We start from the raw sequence: 18,956 nt of genomic DNA, 5'->3' as shown, positions 1-18,956 counted from the left end.
GCACACCCACTCTATCCGGTGATGCCGTACGGCTCGGGGACGCGCCACCGCTCGAACTGCCGGTCCAGCGTGTACCGCCCGTCGGGGCCGAGGAGCAGCGTCCTGGTCTCCGCGTTCCCCGGATTGGAGAGCGACTCGAAGTCCGCCACCGTCCAGTGGAACCAGCGCATGCAGAACAGCCGCATCGTCAGGCCGTGGGTGACGAGCAGGACGTTCGGCGGGTGGTCGGGCGCCTCGAAGCTGCGGTGCAGGCTCTCCAGGAACGACCCCACCCGGTCGTACACGTCCGCCCCCGACTCGCCCTGCGCGAAGCGGTAGAAGAAGTGTCCGTACGCGTCCCGGTAGGCCTTCTGGAGCCTTACGTCGTCGCGGTCCTGCCAGTTCCCCCAGTCCTGCTCGCGGAGCCTGGGCTCCTCCCTGATCCGCACGAGCTCCGGATCGAGCCCGAACGCCCGGAACGTCTCGTGGGTGCGCCGGTACGGCGAGACGTAGACGCTGACGCGCTCGCGCCCGAACATCTCGCGCAGCCGCTCCCCCGTCTCCTCCGCCTGCCGCCGCCCGGTCGCGGTGAGCCGCAGCGCGTGGTCGGGCTCGCGCTCGTACACGGTGTCGTCGGCGTTCCCCTCCGACTCGCCGTGCCGGACGAGGACGATGCGACGCGGTCTTGCCATGCGTAAACCCTAGATCGCCGGTCTGACATTCGAGCAGCCGTCCGGCCGCCATCCGGCGTATCGCTCACACCGTCCAGCTGGGATTGAGGTCGACGACGGCCCCGGACAGGCCCGCGACATCCGCCTCCGTCCCCGCGCGCAGCGCGAGGCGCTCCACCCGGTCGGCCCGGTACTTGCCGTGCTCGGCCGCCGACCGCCACATGGAGAGCACCAGGAACTCGTTGCCCGGGGCCTCCCCGAACACCCCGCGCAGCATCCCGGGCGACCCGGCCATCGCCGGGTTCCAGATCCGCTCCTGCGCGCTGCTGAAGTGCTCGACGCGGTCGGCGTGCACCCGGCAGTGCGCCACCCGCACCACGTCGGCGTCGCCGAAGCGCGGCTCGAAGCCGGTCTTCACATCGAAGCGGTGGTCGAACAGCTTGACGCGCGCGTCCTTGAACGTGCCGGACTGCGCGGCGGCGAGCCGGTCGTGGGCACGCGCCATGAAGGAGTCGTAGAAGGGGCGGCTCTCCCAGAAGGTGAAGACGTGCGCCACATCCGCCCGCCCCCGGCTCCACCCGCCGCCCTGGCCCCTGAATCCCGGCTCCCCCAGCAGTCCCGCCCACTTCCGCTGCCCCCGGTCGAAGCCGGGACGGTCGACCACAGTGCAGCGAATCCACTTGACCAGCACCGCGCCATCGTACGGCCAGCGCCCCTGGCGCCGGTCCCACTCCGCAGGACCGGACCGCCCCGCGCGCGTGGCAGCATGGTCGGTGAGCGGCTGACAACGGGCAGTCACGGGGAGGGGTTTGGGGATGAGCGGCTTCAGCAAGGGACTCGACAAGGTCGAGGTGGCACTGCGGTGGGACCCGAGCCCGGTCGGCTCCCCGGCCCACGACCTCGATGTGATCGCCGCGGTCTACCCGGCGTCCGATCCGTACGGCAGCCCCGCCTATCTGGTGCACTTCGACAGCCGCTCACCCGACGGCACGGTCTATCTGAGCCGCGACAGCACCACCGGAAAGGGCTTCGGGGACGACGAGGTGCTGACGCTGGAATTCGCCCGCCAGCCCGAGGCCCACGCCCGGATCGTGGTCGGCGTGGTCATCCAGCAGCGCCCGGACCGGCTCGTCTTCGCGGACGTGGCCAACCCCGAGGTCCGCATCCGCGAGGGGTACCGGGAGCTGGCGAGCGACGACTTCTCGTCGGTGGCCCAGAGCACGGCCGCGACGGTCGCGGAGTTCGTCCGGACCCCGGGCGGCGCCTGGGAGCTCCGCCCGGCCGTACGCGGCTTCGATCTGGACCCGGACGCCTTCACCGCGGCGATGGGCGCGCGGGCCGTCTGACTCCTACGTACGTAGTACGTAGGTGAAGCACAGGGGCGCGGAGGGGCGCACACCCCCTGAACGCCCGCGTGGGGACCGGAAGTTCACCGGTCCCCACGGGGCAGGGCCTGTCGGCCCTCAGTCAGCGCTCGGGGTACGAGCGTCCGTGATCAGCTGCAGCCGCTGGTCGAGCCGCAGCCCTCGCAGATGTAGCAGGAGCCGGCCCGCTGCATCTTGGTGCCGCAGGAGAAGCAGAGCGGCGCGTCGGCGCTGACGCCGAGCTGCATCTCGACGAGCTCGGCCGAGTTGTGCACGGCCTTCGGGGGCTCGACGACCGCCGGCTTGGGCGCGGCGACGGCCTTCAGCGTCTCGGTCTGGCGCGGGGCGGACTGGGCCAGGCCCTCGACGTCCATGTCCTCGTCGTCCAGGGTCGGCTCGTACGAACCGGTCTCCAGGTGACGCTGACGCTCCTCGGCGGAGTGGATGCCGAGCGCCGAGCGGGTCTCGAACGGCAGGAAGTCCAGCGCCAGGCGGCGGAAGATGTAGTCGACGATCGACTGCGCCATCCGCACGTCCGGGTCGTCCGTCATACCGGCCGGCTCGAAGCGCATGTTGGTGAACTTCGAGACGTACGTCTCCAGCGGCACGCCGTACTGCAGACCGACAGAGACGGCGATCGAGAAGGCGTCCATCATGCCCGCGAGGGTCGAGCCCTGCTTGGACATCTTCAGGAAGACCTCGCCCAGACCGTCGTCCGGGTAGGAGTTGGCGGTCATGTAGCCCTCGGCGCCACCGACCGTGAAGGAGGTGGTGATGCCCGGACGGCCCTTGGGCAGACGCTTGCGGACCGGGCGGTACTCGACGACCTTCTCGACGGCCTTGCGGATCTCGGCCTCGGCCTTCTCCGTGACCTCCGCCTTCTCCTTCTCCTTGGTCTTCGCGGAGAGGGGCTGGCCGACCTTGCAGTTGTCGCGGTAGATCGCGAGCGCCTTGACGCCCATCTTCCACGCCTCGAAGTAGACCTCCTCGACGTCCTCGACGGTCGCCGTCTCCGGCAGGTTGACCGTCTTGGAGAGCGCGCCGGAGATCCACGGCTGGATGGCGGCCATCATGCGGACGTGGCCCATCGCGGAGATGGAGCGCTCACCCATGGCGCAGTCGAAGACCTCGTAGTGCTCGGTCTTCAGGCCCGGGGCGTCGATCACGTTGCCGTGCTCGGCGATGTGGGCGACGATCGCCTCGATCTGCTCCGGCTGGTAGCCGAGGCGGCGCAGCGCCTGCGGGACCGTGCCGTTGACGATCTGCATCGAGCCGCCGCCGACCAGCTTCTTGAACTTGACCAGCGCGAGGTCGGGCTCCAGGCCGGTGGTGTCGCAGGACATCGCGAGACCGATGGTGCCGGTCGGGGCGATGACCGACGCCTGAGCGTTGCGGAAACCGTTCTTCTCGCCCAGCCGGACCACGTCCTGCCAGGCCTCCGTGGCGGCGGCCCAGATCGGCGAGTCCAGGTCGTCCATGCGGACGGCCTTGGCGTTCTCGTCGGCGTGCTGCTTCATGACGCGCTGGTGCGGCTCGGCGTTGCGGGCGTAGCCGTCGTACGCGCCGACGACCGCGGCCAGCTCGGCGGAGCGCTTGTACGAGGTGCCGGTCATCAGCGAGGTGATGGCACCGGCGAGCGCGCGGCCGCCGTCCGAGTCGTACGCGTGGCCGGTGGCCATCAGCAGGGCGCCGAGGTTGGCGTAGCCGATGCCCAGCTGGCGGTAGGCGCGGGTGTTCTCGCCGATCTTCTGCGTCGGGAAGTCCGCGAAGCAGATCGAGATGTCCATCGCGGTGATGACCAGCTCGACGACCTTGGCGAACCGCTCGACCTCGAAGGACTGGTGGCCCTCGCCGTCGTCCTTGAGGAACTTCATGAGGTTCAGCGAGGCGAGGTTGCAGGACGTGTTGTCCAGGTGCATGTACTCGCTGCAGGGGTTCGAGCCGTTGATGCGGCCGGACTCCGGGCAGGTGTGCCAGTGGTTGATCGTGTCGTCGTACTGGATGCCCGGGTCGGCGCAGGCCCAGGCCGCCTCGGCCATCTTGCGGAAGAGGGACTTGGCGTCGACCTCTTCGATGACGTCACCGGTCATCCGGGCGCGCAGCCCGAACTTGCCGCCGGTCTCGACGGCCTTCATGAACTCGTCGTTCACGCGGACCGAGTTGTTGGCGTTCTGGTACTGGACGGACGTGATGTCGTCGCCGCCCAGGTCCATGTCGAAGCCCGCGTCGCGCAGCGCGCGGATCTTCTCTTCTTCCTTCACCTTGGTCTCGATGAAGTTCTCGATGTCGGGGTGGTCGACGTCGAGGATGACCATCTTGGCCGCGCGGCGGGTGGCGCCGCCCGACTTGATGGTGCCGGCGGAGGCGTCGGCACCGCGCATGAAGGAGACCGGGCCGGAGGCGTTGCCGCCCGAGGAGAGCAGCTCCTTGGAGGAGCGGATACGGGAGAGGTTCAGGCCGGCGCCGGAGCCGCCCTTGAAGATCATGCCCTCTTCCTTGTACCAGTCGAGGATCGACTCCATGGAGTCGTCGACGGACAGGATGAAGCAGGCCGAGACCTGCTGCGGCTGGGGCGTGCCGACGTTGAACCACACCGGGCTGTTGAAGCTGAAGATCTGGTGCAGGAGGGCGTACGCCAGCTCGTGCTCGAAGATCTCGGCGTCCGCGGGCGAGGCGAAGTAGCCGTAGTCCTCGCCGGCCTTGCGGTACGTCTTCACGATCCGGTCGATGAGCTGCTTGAGGCCGGTCTCGCGCTGCGGGGTGCCTACGGCCCCGCGGAAGTACTTGCTGGTGACGATGTTGACCGCGTTCACCGACCAGAAGTCGGGGAACTCGACGCCACGCTGCTCGAAGTTGATCGAGCCGTCGCGCCAGTTGGTCATGACGACGTCACGACGCTCCCAGGCCACCTCGTCGTACGGATGCACTCCGGGGGTGGTGTGGATGCGCTCGATGCGCAGACCCTTGGTCGCCTTGGAACCCTTGGTGCGGGATCCTCGTGCCGGGCCGCTCGCCGTCTCTGTCATGCCGCCTCCCATACGCGGGCGAAAACGCCCAAAAGTGCCCGAATGTTCCCGTGGCACGGTGTGTGTCTGGTGCCCCGGACGCCGCGCGGGCGCCCGTGACAGGTCCTGGATTGCCGCCGATCGGCGACCGGGGTACGCCGGTCAGTCGGCAGCGGTGGCGGGCACGGGGACCTCGGGGGTCACTCCGGCCACGCGCGCGTCCGCGTCGTCCGCGGGAGGCCGTTGTTCGCGCAGTTCCGCGATGGCGGCCTCGAAGTCTTCAAGGGTGTCGAACGCCCGGTACACGGACGCGAAGCGCAGGTACGCGACGAGGTCGAGCTCCTGCAAGGGGCCGAGTATGGCCAGACCCACGTCATGGGTGGTCAGCTCGGCGCTGCCGGTGGCGCGCACCGCCTCCTCGACCCGCTGGCCGAGCTTGGCGAGGGCGTCCTCGGTGACCGGCCGCCCCTGGCACGCCTTGCGGACGCCAGAGATGACCTTGGTGCGCGAGAAGGGTTCGGTGACGCCCGACCGCTTGATCACCATCAGCGAGGCCGTCTCCACCGTCGTGAAACGACGGGAGCAGTCGGGGCACTGACGGCGCCTGCGGATCGACGTGCCGTCGTCGGTCGTCCGACTGTCGACGACACGGCTGTCGGGGTGCCTGCAGAAGGGGCAGTGCATGGATCCCAACCCTCCTTCGCAGCACGACTGAATGGCCTCGTCGGGCCTGAACAGGCCCCGCGAAGCAGCCACAAGCATAGGCGATGACCGCAGCCCCAAGGACCACAACCACAACTTCTGGGTGGCGGTGCCAATCCAACCACTAGATCTGGGGTTTTGCCGCCAACTGCCCACTACCGCGTGTCGCGGGGCGGTCGCGCAGGGAACAGCGCCGAGAGGCGTGATTCCGGCCCGTGTCCGCGCGGGCCCGGAGGGCTACGGAGCACCGGCCGGCCGCTGCCGGAACCCCGGATCGGGAACCGCCGGCGGGCGCGCCCGACCCCGTTTCCGGGCGGTCGGATGGCAGACTGGGAGCCCGGTACCGGCCATCGCGCCGCGGTCGTACGCACGCACGGTCCGGCGACCGCCGGCGACGCTCCCGGGCGGCGCCCGCGGGCTCCGGCCGCAGCGGTGACCTCAGCGGTGAAGGGTACCGTAATCGACCGAATTGCCTGCCCACCGGCCCGGCAAGGGTGCCCGCATACACCCGGCTCCATCATCACGTCACGCTTTCTGCGTTTTTTCACTCGAACGTGTGTTTGGCGCAACCTTTCGAAAGCAACTACCGTTGTCCAGCTAGGGAGACCATTTCGAGAGGGGCCGACGTGACCACCACCGCAGACAGTGCCACCATCACTGCCCAGGACCGCTCCCAGACCCGACTTGAGCCGGTGCATGCCATGAATGACGCAGTCACGAACCAGGAGGGCGGCGACCCCGCGCGGGCCACCCGCTCGCTGCCCGGCCGACCTCCGGGCATCAGGGCGGACAGCTCCGGTCTCACCGACCGGCAGCGGCGGGTCATCGAGGTCATCCGGGACTCGGTGCAGCGCCGGGGGTACCCGCCGTCGATGCGGGAGATCGGTCAGGCGGTGGGTCTCTCCAGCACGTCGTCCGTCGCCCACCAGCTCATGGCCCTGGAGCGCAAGGGCTTCCTCCGCCGCGACCCCCACCGCCCACGGGCGTACGAGGTGCGCGGCTCGGACCAGCCCAGCACCCAGCCCACCGACACCACAGGCAAGCCCGCGGCCTCCTATGTGCCGCTGGTCGGCCGGATCGCCGCCGGTGGCCCCATCCTCGCCGAGGAGTCGGTCGAGGACGTCTTCCCCCTCCCCCGCCAGCTGGTCGGCGACGGTGAGCTCTTCGTCCTGAAGGTCGTCGGCGACTCGATGATCGAGGCCGCGATCTGCGACGGCGACTGGGTCACGGTGCGCCGCCAGCCGGTCGCGGAGAACGGCGACATCGTCGCCGCGATGCTGGACGGCGAAGCCACGGTCAAGCGGTTCAAGCGCGAGGACAACCACATCTGGCTCCTCCCGCACAACGCCGCCTACCAGCCCATCCCCGGCGACGAGGCGACCATCCTCGGCAAGGTGGTGGCGGTGCTGCGGCGGGTCTGACCGACCCGCCGGCCGGACCGGCCCCGGGACCCACTGCGCCGGTCCCGGGGCCCTGTCGTATCCGGGCGCCGCTCCCGGCGGCCGGGGCCGATGCGCCGGGTGCTACTTCCCGTCGGCCTTGGCGACCGCGTCGATCGCGGCGAGCGAGCGGCGTACCTGATTGCGGTCCGTGGTGTACCAGAAGTCCGGCAGCGAGGCCCGCAGATAGCTGCCGTACCGCGCGTTCGCCAGCCTGGGGTCGAGGACGGCGACGACACCCCGGTCCCCCGTCGCCCGGACCAGTCGGCCCGCGCCCTGGGCCATCAGCAGCGCGGCATGGGTCGCGGCGACCGCCATGAAGCCGTTGCCGCCGCCCTCCTCCACCGCCTTCTGGCGGGCGCTCATCAATGGGTCGTCGGGCCGGGGGAACGGGATCCGGTCCATGACCACCAGCTGACAGCTCGCGCCCGGCACGTCCACGCCCTGCCAGAGGGAGAGCGTGCCGAACAGACAGGTCTCCGGGTCGCCCGCGAACGTCTTGATCAGCTCGCCCAGCGTGTCCTCGCCCTGGAGCAGGATCGGCTTGTCCAGACGCCCGCGCAGCTCCTCGGCGGCGGCCTGGGCGGCCCGCATCGACGAGAAGAGGCCCAGTGTCCGGCCACCGGCCGCCTCGACCAGCTCCGCCAGCTCGTCCATCATGTCGCCGCGCGAGCCCTCACGGCCCGGCGTGGCCAGATGCCGGGCGACGTAGAGGATGCCCTGCTTCGGGTAGTCGAAGGGCGAGCCGACGTCGATGCCCTTCCACTGCGGGACGTCCTCGCCCTCGGTGCCCTCCGGCGCGAGGCCCAGCGACGCGCCCACCCCGTTGAAGTCACCGCCGAGCTTGAGCGTGGCCGAGGTGAGCACCACCGACCGGTCGGCGAAGAGCTTCTCCCGCAGCAGCCCCGACACGGACAGCGGAGCGACCCGCAGGGAAGCCCCGAAGCGGTCGTGCCGCTCGTACCAGACGACGTCGTACTCGGATCCGTTGGAGATCCGCTCGGCCACGCCGTGGACGCTCTCGACCGCCGCGAGGGCCTGCTTGCGCACCGCGTCCTCGTCCTGCACGGACTTGTCGCGGGTGGAGCCGAGCGCCGAGATCACCGTACGAGCAGCGTCACGCAGCGCCATCAGGGCGTATCCGAGGTCCTCCGGGATCTCTTCGAGGCGGCCGGGCAGCGCCAGCTCCATCAGCCGCTCGAAGCCCTCGGCGGCGGTCTGGAGCTGGTCGGCGGCCTTCTCATTGACGAGCTTGGCGGCCCGCCGCACGGCCCGGTTGACCTGCCCCGGGGTGAGCTCGCCGGTGGCGACGCCGGTGACCCGGGAGACCAGCTCGTGCGCCTCGTCGACGATCAGCACTTCGTGCTGCGGGAGCACCGGGGCGCCCTCGATGGCGTCGATGGCGAGCAGGGCGTGGTTGGTGACCACCACGTCCGAGAGCTTGGCGCGCTCGCGGGCCATCTCCGCGAAGCACTCCGCCCCGTACGCGCACTTCGAGGCGCCCAGGCACTCCCGGGAGGAGACGGACACCTGGCCCCAGGCGCGGTCCGAGACGCCGGGCGTCAGGTCGTCCCGGTCGCCGGTCTCCGTCTCGTCGGCCCAGTCGCGCATCCGCAGCAGGTCCTGCCCCAGCTTGCTGGTGGGCGCGGCCGCCTCGAACTGGTCGAAGAGACCGTCCTCCTCTTCCTGCGGCACCCCTTCGTGCAGGCGGTGCAGACAGAGGTAGTTCGACCGGCCCTTGAGCATGGCGAACTCCGGACGGCGGCGCAGCTGCGGGTGCAGCGCGTCGACCGTACGCGGAAGATCGCGCTCCACGAGCTGCCGCTGGAGCGCCAGGGTCGCCGTGGCCACCACGACGCGCTCGCCGTGCGCCAGCGCCGGCACCAGATAGCCCAGGGACTTTCCGGTGCCGGTGCCGGCCTGGACGAGCAGGTGGGAGCCGCTGTCGATGGCGTCGGCGACGGCCGTGGCCATGGTGACCTGGCCGGGGCGCTCCAGGCCGCCGACGGCGGCGACGGCGGCGTGCAGGAGCTCGGGGAGAGATGGCTTCGTCATAGCCCGTTAACCCTACGGGGCACCACTGACAATCGGATCACGTCGGCGGCGCGAGCGGGTTCGGAACGGTGCCCGCGACCGCCGCGTGCGGGCGCTCGGGGCGGTCCCGGTAGCCGTCCAGGTGCAGGCGGTTCCGGTTGAGGCAGAGCCGCTCGATACGAGGCGTGAGCAAATCGAACGTCTCGTAGCGCTCCTTGAGCTCGGGGAAGCGCGCCTGGTGGCGCAGGATCTCGTCGCGCACCAGCGCCCAGAAGTCGTCCTCCGGAACGTCCAGTTGCTCCTCGCACAGCGGCGCGAGATAGCGGAACACGCCGACGAAGAGACCGGAGTGGATGAACTGGGTGAGGAAGGAGGGCGGCTCGGTCAGCAGGACGTCCCGGACGTCCTCGGGCATCGTGTCGTGCTCGGGCAGCGGTTCCGCGCTGATGTTGACGTCGTCGACGAAGTCCTTGATCGCCAGGCGTACGGGCACGTCGTGGTCGTCGAAGACGACGATGGCGTTCTCCCCGTGCGGCGAGAAGACCGTCCCGTAGCGGTAGAGGAACCGCAGCAGCGGCGGCAGCAGCGCGCCGAACAGCCGGCGCAGCCAGACCTGGGGGGCGAGGCCCGAGCGGGCGACGAGTTCGGCGGTGAAGGCACGTCCCTGCGGGTCGGTGTGCAGCAGTGCGGCGAGGGTACGCGCGCGTTCGCCCGCCTGGAGGCGGGTCTGCAGCGGCTCGCGCCAGATCGCCCCGAGCAGTTCTTTGTACTGGTACGGAACCTCGGCGAGGTGGTCGTACAGCGGGTGCTCGACCGCCACGGAGGCCACCTCTCCGAGCAGGATCACCCCGCATTCGTCGCGCAGGAACGGATCGGCGTCGCGCACGGCGTGCACCCAGGCCGTGACGGCAGGGGCGGCGAGCGTCCGCTCTGTCGGCAGCCCTCGCCACACCAGTGTGTTCAGGATGGACAGCGGCAGCTTCACGGTGTGCCGGTCGGGGCGCGAGGTGTTGAGGAAGGTCCGGATGGACTGCTGCGGCAGCCGCAGGTCGGCGTCGCCCGGCAGCGGGACGATCGCGCCTTCGGCGACGGCCGGGGCGAAGAGCGGCAGCACCACCTCGTCCCACTGCCAGGGGTGGACGGGCAGATAGAGGTAGTCGTCCGGGGCGAGGTCACGCGCGCGTAGCGCGGCGGCGAAGCCCTCGCGGACCGCCGGGTCGAGCTCCCGGGCGTAGAGCCGGTCGGGGGTGGCGAGCGCGCCGACGCCCCGGTAGCGGGCCAGGTCGGTGCGGACGGCGATCCAGGGCAGCCGGGCCGGCCTGCGGGCCTCGGGGGCCCACCGGGCGGCGTCGACGGCCGAGAACCCGACCCGCCCCTTGTTCAGGACGAGCCAGGGGTGCCCGGTCTGGTGGCCCTCCAGCTCCGCGTACCCGAGCTCCGCGAGGCGGGCGGCGGGCAGCGCCGTGTGGTCGAGGCGGGTGTCGGCGGCGAGCGTGGCCGTGAGCTCGCCGACGAGGTGGCCGAAGGTGGCGCCGTCGAGCCCGAGCGTGCGGCGGGCGCGCACGAGGAAGGCGAGCGGGTCGGTGAAGGGCCGGCCGCCGTGGCTGACGGAGTCGGCGTCGACGAGCCAGTCGTCGTACGCGCCGCGCCGGGCCCGGAAGGAGAGGGCGGAGCCGTCGTCCAGGGACTGGGTGTAGCGGGTGCAGGGGCGGCGGGGGACGCCGTGCGGGGTGTGGTGGGTGGTGCTGTGGGAGGCGCAGCCCGGCCCCGGGGAGTCTTCGGCGGCTTCGGGGGCCACGGGGGTTACGGGTGGTTCGAGATCGTCCGCTCGGGGGTCCTCGGCTCCGCCGTCCCGCTGCGCGACCGGCTCGATGATCCCCTCGTACGCGAAGGCCCCGAGCATCTTGGCGAGCAGCCGACGGGCCGCGCGGTCCCAGGCTTCGCGGTTCAGCTCGGGCGGCGTGGGCAGTGGGGGCGGCGCGGGCGGCGCTGGTGGTGTGGACAGCCCAGGCGGTGTGGACGGTGTGAGTGGCTCCTCCCGTTCCTCGGAATCATCGGGGACAAGCGGGTTCGGCAAGGCGACTCCTCGGGGTGGAACCGATGCGGTTCGAGCGGTGTATGTAGGGCAGCGGGTGGTTCACAGCAGGTTCCTGAGCGCGCGATCACGAACCATGAGGGCGGCCCGCTTGTCGGGAAGGTCGACTTCCGCGGAGAACCGGAAGCCGGCGCTCAGAAAGGCGGAGACGGAGGGCGTGTTGCGCAGATCGGGTTCAGCGACCACACGGGGACAGAGCGGCCGGTTGTCGAGTACGAGATCGGCGACGGCCCGCAGCAGCGCGGTGCCGACCCCGCGCCCGCGATCGGCGACACCGCCGATGAGGAGGTGGATACCGGTGTCGTGCGGACGCGCCGGATAGTGCCGGGCCAGCGGGTCGAGATCGGCCCGGTAGATCTCCCAGTAGCTCATCGGCGCGCCGTCGAGCACCCCGAGGCACGGCACGCTCCGCCCGTCGCCGTCGAGTTGGGGCCGGAGATGGGCCGCCGTGACCGACTCGGGCCCGGCCAGCTCCCAGAAGGCGGCCACGGCGGGATCGTTCATCCAGGCACTCAGAAGGGAGAGGTCACGTTCGACACGGACGGGTACGAGCTGGAAGGCCCCGACGCGCGTAGTGACCGGTCCCCACGCCTCGGGGTGGTCTAGCAGGTCGTCGCCGTGGGGGTGAGGGGCGGTGTGTGGGGTGAGGTGAGCACCGGTGTGGGGGGCAAAGTGGGTGGCGCCGACGGAGTTATACGAGTGGGGGGTGCGGCGGGCCGGATGGGAGCGGCCAGGTTGGGGCTCCGGCTCCGGCTCCGGCTCCGGCTCCGGCTGGAGTGGTGACGGATGACGGGCGCCCGCTTCCGCACCTGCCGTCGCGGGCTCGGCCGCGTCGGGGCCGGGGGTTGCGCGGCCCGGCGCTCCGGCGTCGGGGGTCCGGGAGTCGGGGACGCCCGAGTCGGGGACGCCCGATTCCGGGACGCCCGATTCCGGAAGGTTCGATTCCGGGAGCCTGTCGGGGTCCGGGGCGCCGTCCTCGCCGCCTCGCACCTTCGCCACACCCGCCGGGGCCACTCCACCCGCCCCGTCCGCTCTCGCCTCCCCGAACAGCGCGACGAGTTCGTAGGGCAGCCGCATGTCCAGCGTGTCCTCGGGGCCGCCGGACCGGGGGGAGGGACCGGCTCCGGCGTCGGCGTCGGTGCTCGCATCGGTGGGAGGCACGGCGACGCTCCTCTCTCGTCATTCAGCTGTTCGCAGCGGATCAAGTCGCGGGGATCAAGTCGTGGGGATCAAGTTCCGTTGGTGTGAAGGGGGTTGGCGATGGTGACGTAGACGGATTGGGTGTCGACCGGGCCGACGAGTTCGTCGAGGCCGTGCAGCCGGGTCATGAGGTTGGCCTTGCAGCGCAGGGTCGGACTGTCCAGCAGATAAGCGGGCAGCGGCGAGCCGAGCGCGGTGGCTTTGGCCAGGAACTGCCGCAGGGCGGCGAGGAGCACGCGCTCGTCGGCCAGGCGCTGGGCCCCGAAGGCTCCGACGAGGCCGAGGACGTTGTTGATGCCGAGGTAGTAGGCGAAGCGTTCGTCCGTGACGGCGTCGGAGACGAAGGTGTCGCTGGCGGTGCCGACTCCGGGCAGTCGGCGTTCGAGGGCCTCCCGGTGGGACTCGCGGAAGTAGTAGCCCTGGTTGTCGCGGTAGCGGCCGCCGGCGGGCCAGCCCTCGGGGTCGAGCAGCACCAGCGTGTTCTGCTGGTGGGCTTCGAGCGCGATCCCCGCCGTGGCGTCCAGCCAGAGCACGGGGCGGACGACCTGGTCGAGGTAGCGCAGGAACCACTCGGCGGCCACGGCCGGGGTCGGGCGGCCGGTGCGGGCGGCGAGCTTGGCCACGATGTCCGCGAGCCGCGAGTGCGTCGCGGTGTCGGGGCGGCCGGGCAGGGGGCGCGGCGCGGTCAGGGCGGCGATGCAGACGGCGTCGTCGCTGGGGCCGAAGGGGTTGTGGCGGATCATCACGTCGAGCCCGCGCACCGGTTGGCCGTCCAGGGCGTCGACGGCCAGCCAGGCCGGGTCGCGGACGATGTCGAACCCGGGGTGCGCCGCCTGCCACTGCTCGGCGAGACCGGTGCGCAGCAGCCGGTGGACCTCCACGCCCCGGTGGAGTTCCTTGCGGAGGTTCTCCCGGCGGGAGTTGGTGATGCGCAGGCCGAGGGAGAGCTTGAGCATGGCGTCGGCGCCGGGCCGGTGCACGGTACGGACGGAGGAGGTGGGGTGCCAGGGGTCGCCGTGGGGGCCAAGGTCGCGCAGGAACCCGGCGTCGAGCAGTTCGACGACGTCCGGCCGGTGGGCGAGCTCGCGTGCCTGCCAGGGGTGCAAGGGCAGCGCCACGGTGTTCGCCGGGACGTGGAGTCCGGCGGCGAGCCGGGCGGTGAGTTCGTCGGCGGCGACCGGTCGGCCGCCGTCCGTCCAGGCCGAGTCGGCGGCGAGGACGGTGCGGTCGACGGCCATCCAGTGGAGCGGGAAGGAGCCGTACAACTCGGGTGAGTAGAGGCGTACTTCGGCCTCGGAGAGCCCTTCGCGGCTCTTCGGGGTGGGGTGGAGGGGGTGACCGAGGAGGAGGGACTGTTCGGCGGAGAGGAAGAGGTCGGCCTCATCGGCGGGGCCGGGGTGGTGGCGGCGTTCGGCAATGAACTCGGCGGTGCGCCGGACCGAATCCGCGACGCGGCCCACCAGATCGGCGCCCTCGCTGCGGCCGGACTCGCGGTTGATCAGGGCGGCCACGGTGACGGCGTCGGCGGCCGGGGCGCCGTGCGGGGCGCCCTCCAGCTGAGGCATGCCGAAGCGGTGCCATCCGGTGGCGGACCAGTACCGGACGGGGACGAGCAGGGCGGTGCCGCTGGCGCGCAGCGGGATGCGCAGCACGGGCCCCTCGGGTGCGGCGAGGTCGTTCTCCCGTACCCAGCAGCGGAGCAGGTTCTCGACGGCCGCGGCCTCGGCGGCGGCTTCCGGGTCCGGGTGGTCCAGCGGCTCCTGCTCCAGGAGGTCCTGGCCCACGGGGACATGGGCCGGTCGGTCCTGGTGGGGCTCGGCCGGGTCGGCGGCGGGCAGCCGTTCGCCGTGGATCCCCGCCTTCTGGCGCGGCACCGTCGCCGTCTCTGCCGCAAGGGGGCCGCAAGGGGCGGTGGGGCGGCCGGGGCCGTCGGGCGCGTCGGGTGCGGGGATGCGGTTCACGGTGGGCTTCCTTGTGTGGTGGACCGGGTCAGTGGGACGGCCCGGCATCGGTCCGGTGGCGGGTCGCGCGCTCCGCGGCGGCCAGGGCGTCGGCCAGCCGGTCGAGGACGGCGACCGCCTGTTCGTCGGTGAGGGTGAGAGGAGGCAGCAGCCGTACGACGCTGGAGTGGCGGCCGCCGAGTTCGACGATGAGGCCACGGCGCAGGCACTCGCGCTGGACGGCGGTGGCGAGCGCGGGCGCGGCGGGCGCGGTGCCGGTCTGGGGGTCCTCGCGCTCGGGGTCGACGAGTTCGACGCCGATCATCAGGCCCCGGCCGCGGACCTCGCCGATGGTGGGGTGGTCCGTCGCCAGGCCCTGGAGCCGGGCGAGCATCCGGCCGCCGAGCAGGGCGGCGCGTTCCGCGAGCCGGTTCTTGCGGACGTAGGCGAGGGTCGCGGTGCCCGCGGCCATGGCGAGCTGGTTGCCCCGGAAGGTGCCCGCGTGGGCTCCGGGCTGCCAGACGTCGAGGTCGTCGCGGTAGACGATCACGGCAAGCGGCAGCGAGCCGCCGATGGCCTTGGAGAGGACCATCACGTCCGGCACGATCCCGCTGTGCTCGACGGCCCAGAAGGCGCCGGTGCGTCCCACGCCGGTCTGCACCTCGTCGGCGATGAGCGGGATGGAGCGGGCGGCGGTGATCTCGCGCATCCGGCGCATCCAGGAGTCGGGCGCGGGGTTCACCCCGCCCTCGCCCTGCACCGGCTCGACGATCATCCCGGCGGGGGCGGGCACCCCGCCCTTGGGGTCGTCGAGCAGGCTCTCGGTCCACCGGGCGGCGAGTTCGGCACCGCGTTCGCCCCCCACTCCGTACGGACAGCGGTAGTTGAGCGGGTAGGGCAGCCGGGTCACCCGGGCGCTGGAGGCGCCGCCCGAGGCGTCGAGGGCGCCGGCCGTCATGCCGTGGTACGCCCCGGTGAAGGCGAGCAGCCCGCCCCGGCCGGTCGCGGTGCGCACCAGCTTCAGCGCGGCCTCGACCGCGTCCGTCCCGGCCGGGCTGCAGAACTGGATCCGCGCGTGGTCGGCCAGGGGGCGCGGCAGGGTGGCGAACAGCTCGGTGGTGAACGCGTCCTTGACCGGGGTGGCCAGGTCGAGCGCGTGCAGCGGGGCGCCGGAGTCGAGGACCTTGCGGATGGCTTCGAGCACGACCGGGTGGTTGTGCCCGAGGGCCAGCGTGCCCGCGCCCGCGAGGCAGTCGAGGTAACGCCGCCCGTCCGCCCCCTCGATGGTCAGTCCGCGGGCCCGCACGGGCACGATCGGCAGCGAGCGGGCGTACGTCCGGGCGGCGGACTCGCGCAGGGACTGCCGCCGCAGGATCCCCTCGTGGGCGGGCGGGACCTGCGGGGATGTGGTCGGAAGCTCGGCCGGCGCTGGTGCCGGCACGGATTCGGTCACGGCCACGAGTTCTGGTCCTCCCACGGTGCGCGCTCCGCTGTGCCTGCTGTGCCAGCCGCGCACCGGGACCCTGTGACGGTTCCGTGGCACGCCCGTTGCCCGGTGCGAACGGTGGGGCTGAACGCTGGCGTGTCGTCCCCCGTACGTACCAACGACGCCGGGGCCGGAGGATCACGGGCAAGCACGAAGATCCTTGCGGAGCGGAACCGCGGCCCTGCCGCGCACCGTCCCAACCGGCACCGGCATAGTGGGGGCCGCACTTCGGCCGGAACTTTTCGGCCGGGGCGAGGTGGGCCGCCGGCTTCGACGAAGCCGGCGGGTTCGCTTCAGTAACGGCAAGCGGTGGAGCAACGGTGGCTGCACCGCGCATCAGCAGCGTCAGTACCGAAGTCCCAGGGGGATCAAGAACATGCGACCGACACGTCCGAATTCCGCGGCCCGTGGTGGGAGGGGCGCACATCGCCGGACCTCCCCCGTGCTGGCCGCGCTCGGCCTCACGGCCGCTCTCGCCCTGACCGCCACCGCGTGCGGTCCGGGCGGCGACGACAAGGCCGACTCCAAGCCGACCGCTTCGGCGGCCTCGGGCGACGACGGCCTCCAGATCCCGGACGACATCAAGGACCGGCTCAAGAAGCACGGCATCGACCCGGACAAGTGGAAGAACGGCGAGTGGAAGAACTGGGACAAGTCCAAGTGGCTGCGTGAGGCCAAGGACTTCGTCAACCCGATCATCCAGGACCTGTGGGACCCGGACCGGATGCGGAAGGCCGAGAAGCCCCCGCAGAAGCCCGTCCCCAACGACATCTCGGGCGACAAGGGCGTGACGGACCCGACCCCGGCGCCTGTCAGGGCCAAGGCCCAGAAGGCCCCGTACCACCAGAGCCTGCCGGAGCTCGGCAAGCTCTTCTTCGACGGCCCCGAGGGCTCGATGGTCTGCTCGGCCACCGTCGTGAAGGACCCGGCGCACCCCGGCAAGTCCAACATGGTGTGGACGGCGGGCCACTGCGTCCACGCGGGCGCCAAGGGCGGCTGGTACCGCAACATCGCCTTCGTGCCCTCGTACAACAACGACGACATGTCGCTCGCGCAGCTGCGGAAGGCGACCCGGCAGCAGATCGCGCCGTACGGCGTGTTCTGGGCCGACTGGGCGCAGACCTCGCAGCAGTGGATCCAGGGCGGCGGCCCGACCGGCGGCCAGGGCGCTCCGTACGACTTCGCGGTGCTGCACGTCACCCCCGAGAAGGGCAAGGGCAACAAGTCCCTTGAGGAGACGGTCGGTACGGCACTGCCGGTGGACTTCAACGCCCCGGCCGTCCCGAAGATCGCGAGCATGACGGCGAACGGCTACCCGGCCGCGCCGCCGTACGACGGCCAGAAGCTGTACCAGTGCAAGGACAAGCCGGGCCGGCTCTCGCTCGACGCCAGCACCCCGACGATGTACCGCCTGGGCTGCACCATGACCGGCGGTTCCTCCGGCGGCGGCTGGATCGCCGCGGGCGCCGACGGCAAGCCCGCGCTGGTCTCCAACACCTCGATCGGCCCGGTGACGGCCGGCTGGCTGGCGGGCCCGCGTCTGGGCCCGGAGGCCAAGGGCGTGTACGACTCGGTCAGCAACAAGTACGCGGGCCGCTAGGCCCGGCGGTGTCCGGGGGCTCTCTCCACGAGAGCCCCCGGACCCCTGTACGAAACCCCCACGAGCTACCGGCATAGTGGGGGGCTGCGAAACGGCGGTCCCGGAAGACTCGTTTCCGCATATGACGTGCCCATGGCAACACGCCGTCCCGGCGTGCCGTCCGGCACGCGCAACTGAACAACGTACGAGCAACACTCAGGGGGAATCGTTTCCATGCGATCCATACGTCCGCTGCTGTCCTCCACCGGCCTCGTGGCGGCACTCGCGCTGACGGCCACCGCGTGCGGCCCCGGCGACGACGGCGCGGACAGCAAGCCGTCCGCGTCGAGCACCGCCCAGGGCAAGGGCGACCAGGGCCTGCCCGACGACGTCGCCGGCGCCCTCAAGAAGCACGGCGTCGACCTCGACAAGTGGAAGAACGGCGACTGGAAGAACTGGGACGAGTCCAAGTGGCTGCGCGAGGCCAAGGACTTCGTCAACCCGGTCATCGCGGGCCTGTGGAAGCCGGAGCGGATGCGGTCCGCCAAGGACCCGCAGAAGACCATGGCCGCCGGTGACGTCAACGGCGCCCCCGGCATCAGCGACCCGGAGCCGCGGCCCGTCCAGGCCAAGGCGGAGAGCCTGCCGTACCACAACTACGCCGCCCCGGTCGGCAAGGTGTTCTTCGACTCCCCCGAGGGCTCCATGGTGTGCTCGGGCACCGTCGTGAAGGACCCGGCGCACCCCGGCAAGTCCAACCTCGTCTGGACCGCGGGCCACTGCGTCCACGCGGGCGCCAAGGGCGGCTGGTACCGCAACATCGCCTTCGTCCCGGCCTACAACGACCAGGGCAAGTCGGACGCGCAGCTGCGCAACGCGCAGTCGCAGGAGATCGCCCCGTACGGCGCCTACTGGGCCGACTGGGCCTCGACCTCGGGCGAGTGGATCGCCGGCGGCGGCCACACCGGCGGCACCGGCGCCCCGTACGACTACGCCGTGCTGCACGTGAAGCCGGAAAGCGGCACCAAGTCGCTCGAAGAGACCGTCGGCAACGCGCTGACCGTCAACTTCTCGACGCCGGACGCGCACTCCGTCTCGGCGATGGGCGCCTGGGGCTACCCGGCGGCGCCGCCGTACGACGGCCTGAAGATGTTCAAGTGCGTCGACCGCCCGGGCCGCCTCTCGGTCGCCCCGAGCACGCCCGCGATGTACCGCATCGGCTGCACGATGACCGGCGGTTCCTCCGGTGGCGGCTGGTTCATCACCGGCAAGAGCGGCAAGGCGGAGCTGGTCTCCAACACCTCGATCGGCCCGGTCACTTCGGGGTGGCTGGCCGGACCCCAGCTGGGCGCCGGCGCCCAGCAGATCTTCACCCAGATGAGTCAGAAGTACGGCGGCCGGTAAGGCCGACGGCCCCTGACGACGACAAGGCCCGCCCCCTTGCACGGAGGGGGCGGGCCTT

General features: G+C 71.5%; 13 protein-coding genes. 4 read left to right on the top strand and 9 right to left on the bottom strand.

What is annotated here, in order from left to right; translation table 11 throughout:
• Positions 1 to 11 precede the first annotated feature (11 nt).
• Both BX283_RS29620 and BX283_RS29615 read right to left on the bottom strand, forming a co-directional pair.
• Positions 12 to 671 (bottom strand): histidine phosphatase family protein, encoded by a 660-nt coding sequence (locus BX283_RS29620; protein WP_101390519.1) that lies wholly within the window; start codon positions 669 to 671, stop codon positions 12 to 14.
• 64 nt (positions 672 to 735) lie between these two features.
• A complete protein-coding gene (locus BX283_RS29615; RefSeq protein WP_101390518.1) occupies positions 736 to 1,341 on the bottom strand; it encodes a YdbC family protein in 606 nt (201 codons plus the stop codon).
• A 124-nt stretch (positions 1,342 to 1,465) separates the two neighbouring features.
• Between BX283_RS29615 and BX283_RS29610 the strand changes: the two genes are divergently transcribed.
• A complete protein-coding gene (locus tag BX283_RS29610) occupies positions 1,466 to 1,996 on the top strand; it encodes a TerD family protein (RefSeq protein ID WP_101390517.1) in 531 nt (176 codons plus the stop codon).
• A 149-nt stretch (positions 1,997 to 2,145) separates the two neighbouring features.
• Here the strand turns inward: BX283_RS29610 and BX283_RS29605 are convergent, their stop codons facing one another.
• Positions 2,146 to 5,040, bottom strand: coding sequence for a vitamin B12-dependent ribonucleotide reductase (locus tag BX283_RS29605; protein WP_101392644.1), 2,895 nt, complete (start codon positions 5,038 to 5,040; stop codon positions 2,146 to 2,148).
• Between the two features lie 141 nt (positions 5,041 to 5,181).
• Positions 5,182 to 5,703: a transcriptional regulator NrdR gene (gene nrdR, locus BX283_RS29600; RefSeq protein WP_101390516.1), complete on the bottom strand. Its 522-nt coding sequence runs from the start codon at positions 5,701 to 5,703 to the stop codon at positions 5,182 to 5,184.
• A gap of 644 nt (positions 5,704 to 6,347) precedes the next feature.
• Between nrdR and lexA the strand changes: the two genes are divergently transcribed.
• On the top strand, positions 6,348 to 7,142 hold the full coding sequence (gene lexA / locus BX283_RS29595) for a transcriptional repressor LexA (RefSeq protein WP_067165097.1): 795 nt from the start codon (positions 6,348 to 6,350) through the stop codon (positions 7,140 to 7,142).
• 102 nt (positions 7,143 to 7,244) lie between these two features.
• Here lexA and BX283_RS29590 read toward each other — a convergent pair whose 3' ends face one another.
• From BX283_RS29590 to BX283_RS29570, 5 genes are all read right to left on the bottom strand, one after another.
• Entirely contained in the window at positions 7,245 to 9,215 is a 1,971-nt protein-coding gene (locus BX283_RS29590; protein WP_101390515.1) for an ATP-dependent DNA helicase, read from the bottom strand.
• 37 nt (positions 9,216 to 9,252) lie between these two features.
• On the bottom strand, positions 9,253 to 11,199 hold the full coding sequence (locus BX283_RS29585) for an IucA/IucC family siderophore biosynthesis protein (protein ID WP_373979640.1): 1,947 nt from the start codon (positions 11,197 to 11,199) through the stop codon (positions 9,253 to 9,255).
• 132 nt (positions 11,200 to 11,331) lie between these two features.
• Complete coding sequence (locus BX283_RS41065) at positions 11,332 to 12,366, bottom strand: GNAT family N-acetyltransferase (RefSeq protein ID WP_101392642.1); 1,035 nt, start codon at positions 12,364 to 12,366, stop codon at positions 11,332 to 11,334.
• 152 nt (positions 12,367 to 12,518) lie between these two features.
• Complete coding sequence (locus tag BX283_RS29575) at positions 12,519 to 14,450, bottom strand: IucA/IucC family siderophore biosynthesis protein (RefSeq protein ID WP_257583926.1); 1,932 nt, start codon at positions 14,448 to 14,450, stop codon at positions 12,519 to 12,521.
• Positions 14,451 to 14,478: 28 nt separating this feature from the next.
• Positions 14,479 to 15,888: a diaminobutyrate--2-oxoglutarate transaminase family protein gene (locus BX283_RS29570; protein ID WP_101390513.1), complete on the bottom strand. Its 1,410-nt coding sequence runs from the start codon at positions 15,886 to 15,888 to the stop codon at positions 14,479 to 14,481.
• Positions 15,889 to 16,291: 403 nt separating this feature from the next.
• Between BX283_RS29570 and BX283_RS29565 the strand changes: the two genes are divergently transcribed.
• Together BX283_RS29565 and BX283_RS29560 are read left to right on the top strand one after the other, a co-directional pair.
• Positions 16,292 to 17,515 carry a serine protease gene (locus tag BX283_RS29565; RefSeq protein WP_180357284.1) on the top strand — a complete coding sequence of 408 codons (1,224 nt, stop codon included), beginning with the start codon at positions 16,292 to 16,294 and terminating at the stop codon, positions 17,513 to 17,515.
• A gap of 213 nt (positions 17,516 to 17,728) precedes the next feature.
• Positions 17,729 to 18,898, top strand: coding sequence for a serine protease (locus BX283_RS29560; RefSeq protein ID WP_101390511.1), 1,170 nt, complete (start codon positions 17,729 to 17,731; stop codon positions 18,896 to 18,898).
• Positions 18,899 to 18,956 lie beyond the last annotated feature (58 nt).

The sequence above is a fragment of the Streptomyces sp. TLI_146 genome (genome assembly GCF_002846415.1).
In the GTDB taxonomy this organism is placed as follows: domain Bacteria; phylum Actinomycetota; class Actinomycetes; order Streptomycetales; family Streptomycetaceae; genus Streptomyces.
This window is presented reverse-complemented; position numbering and strand designations above follow the sequence as displayed.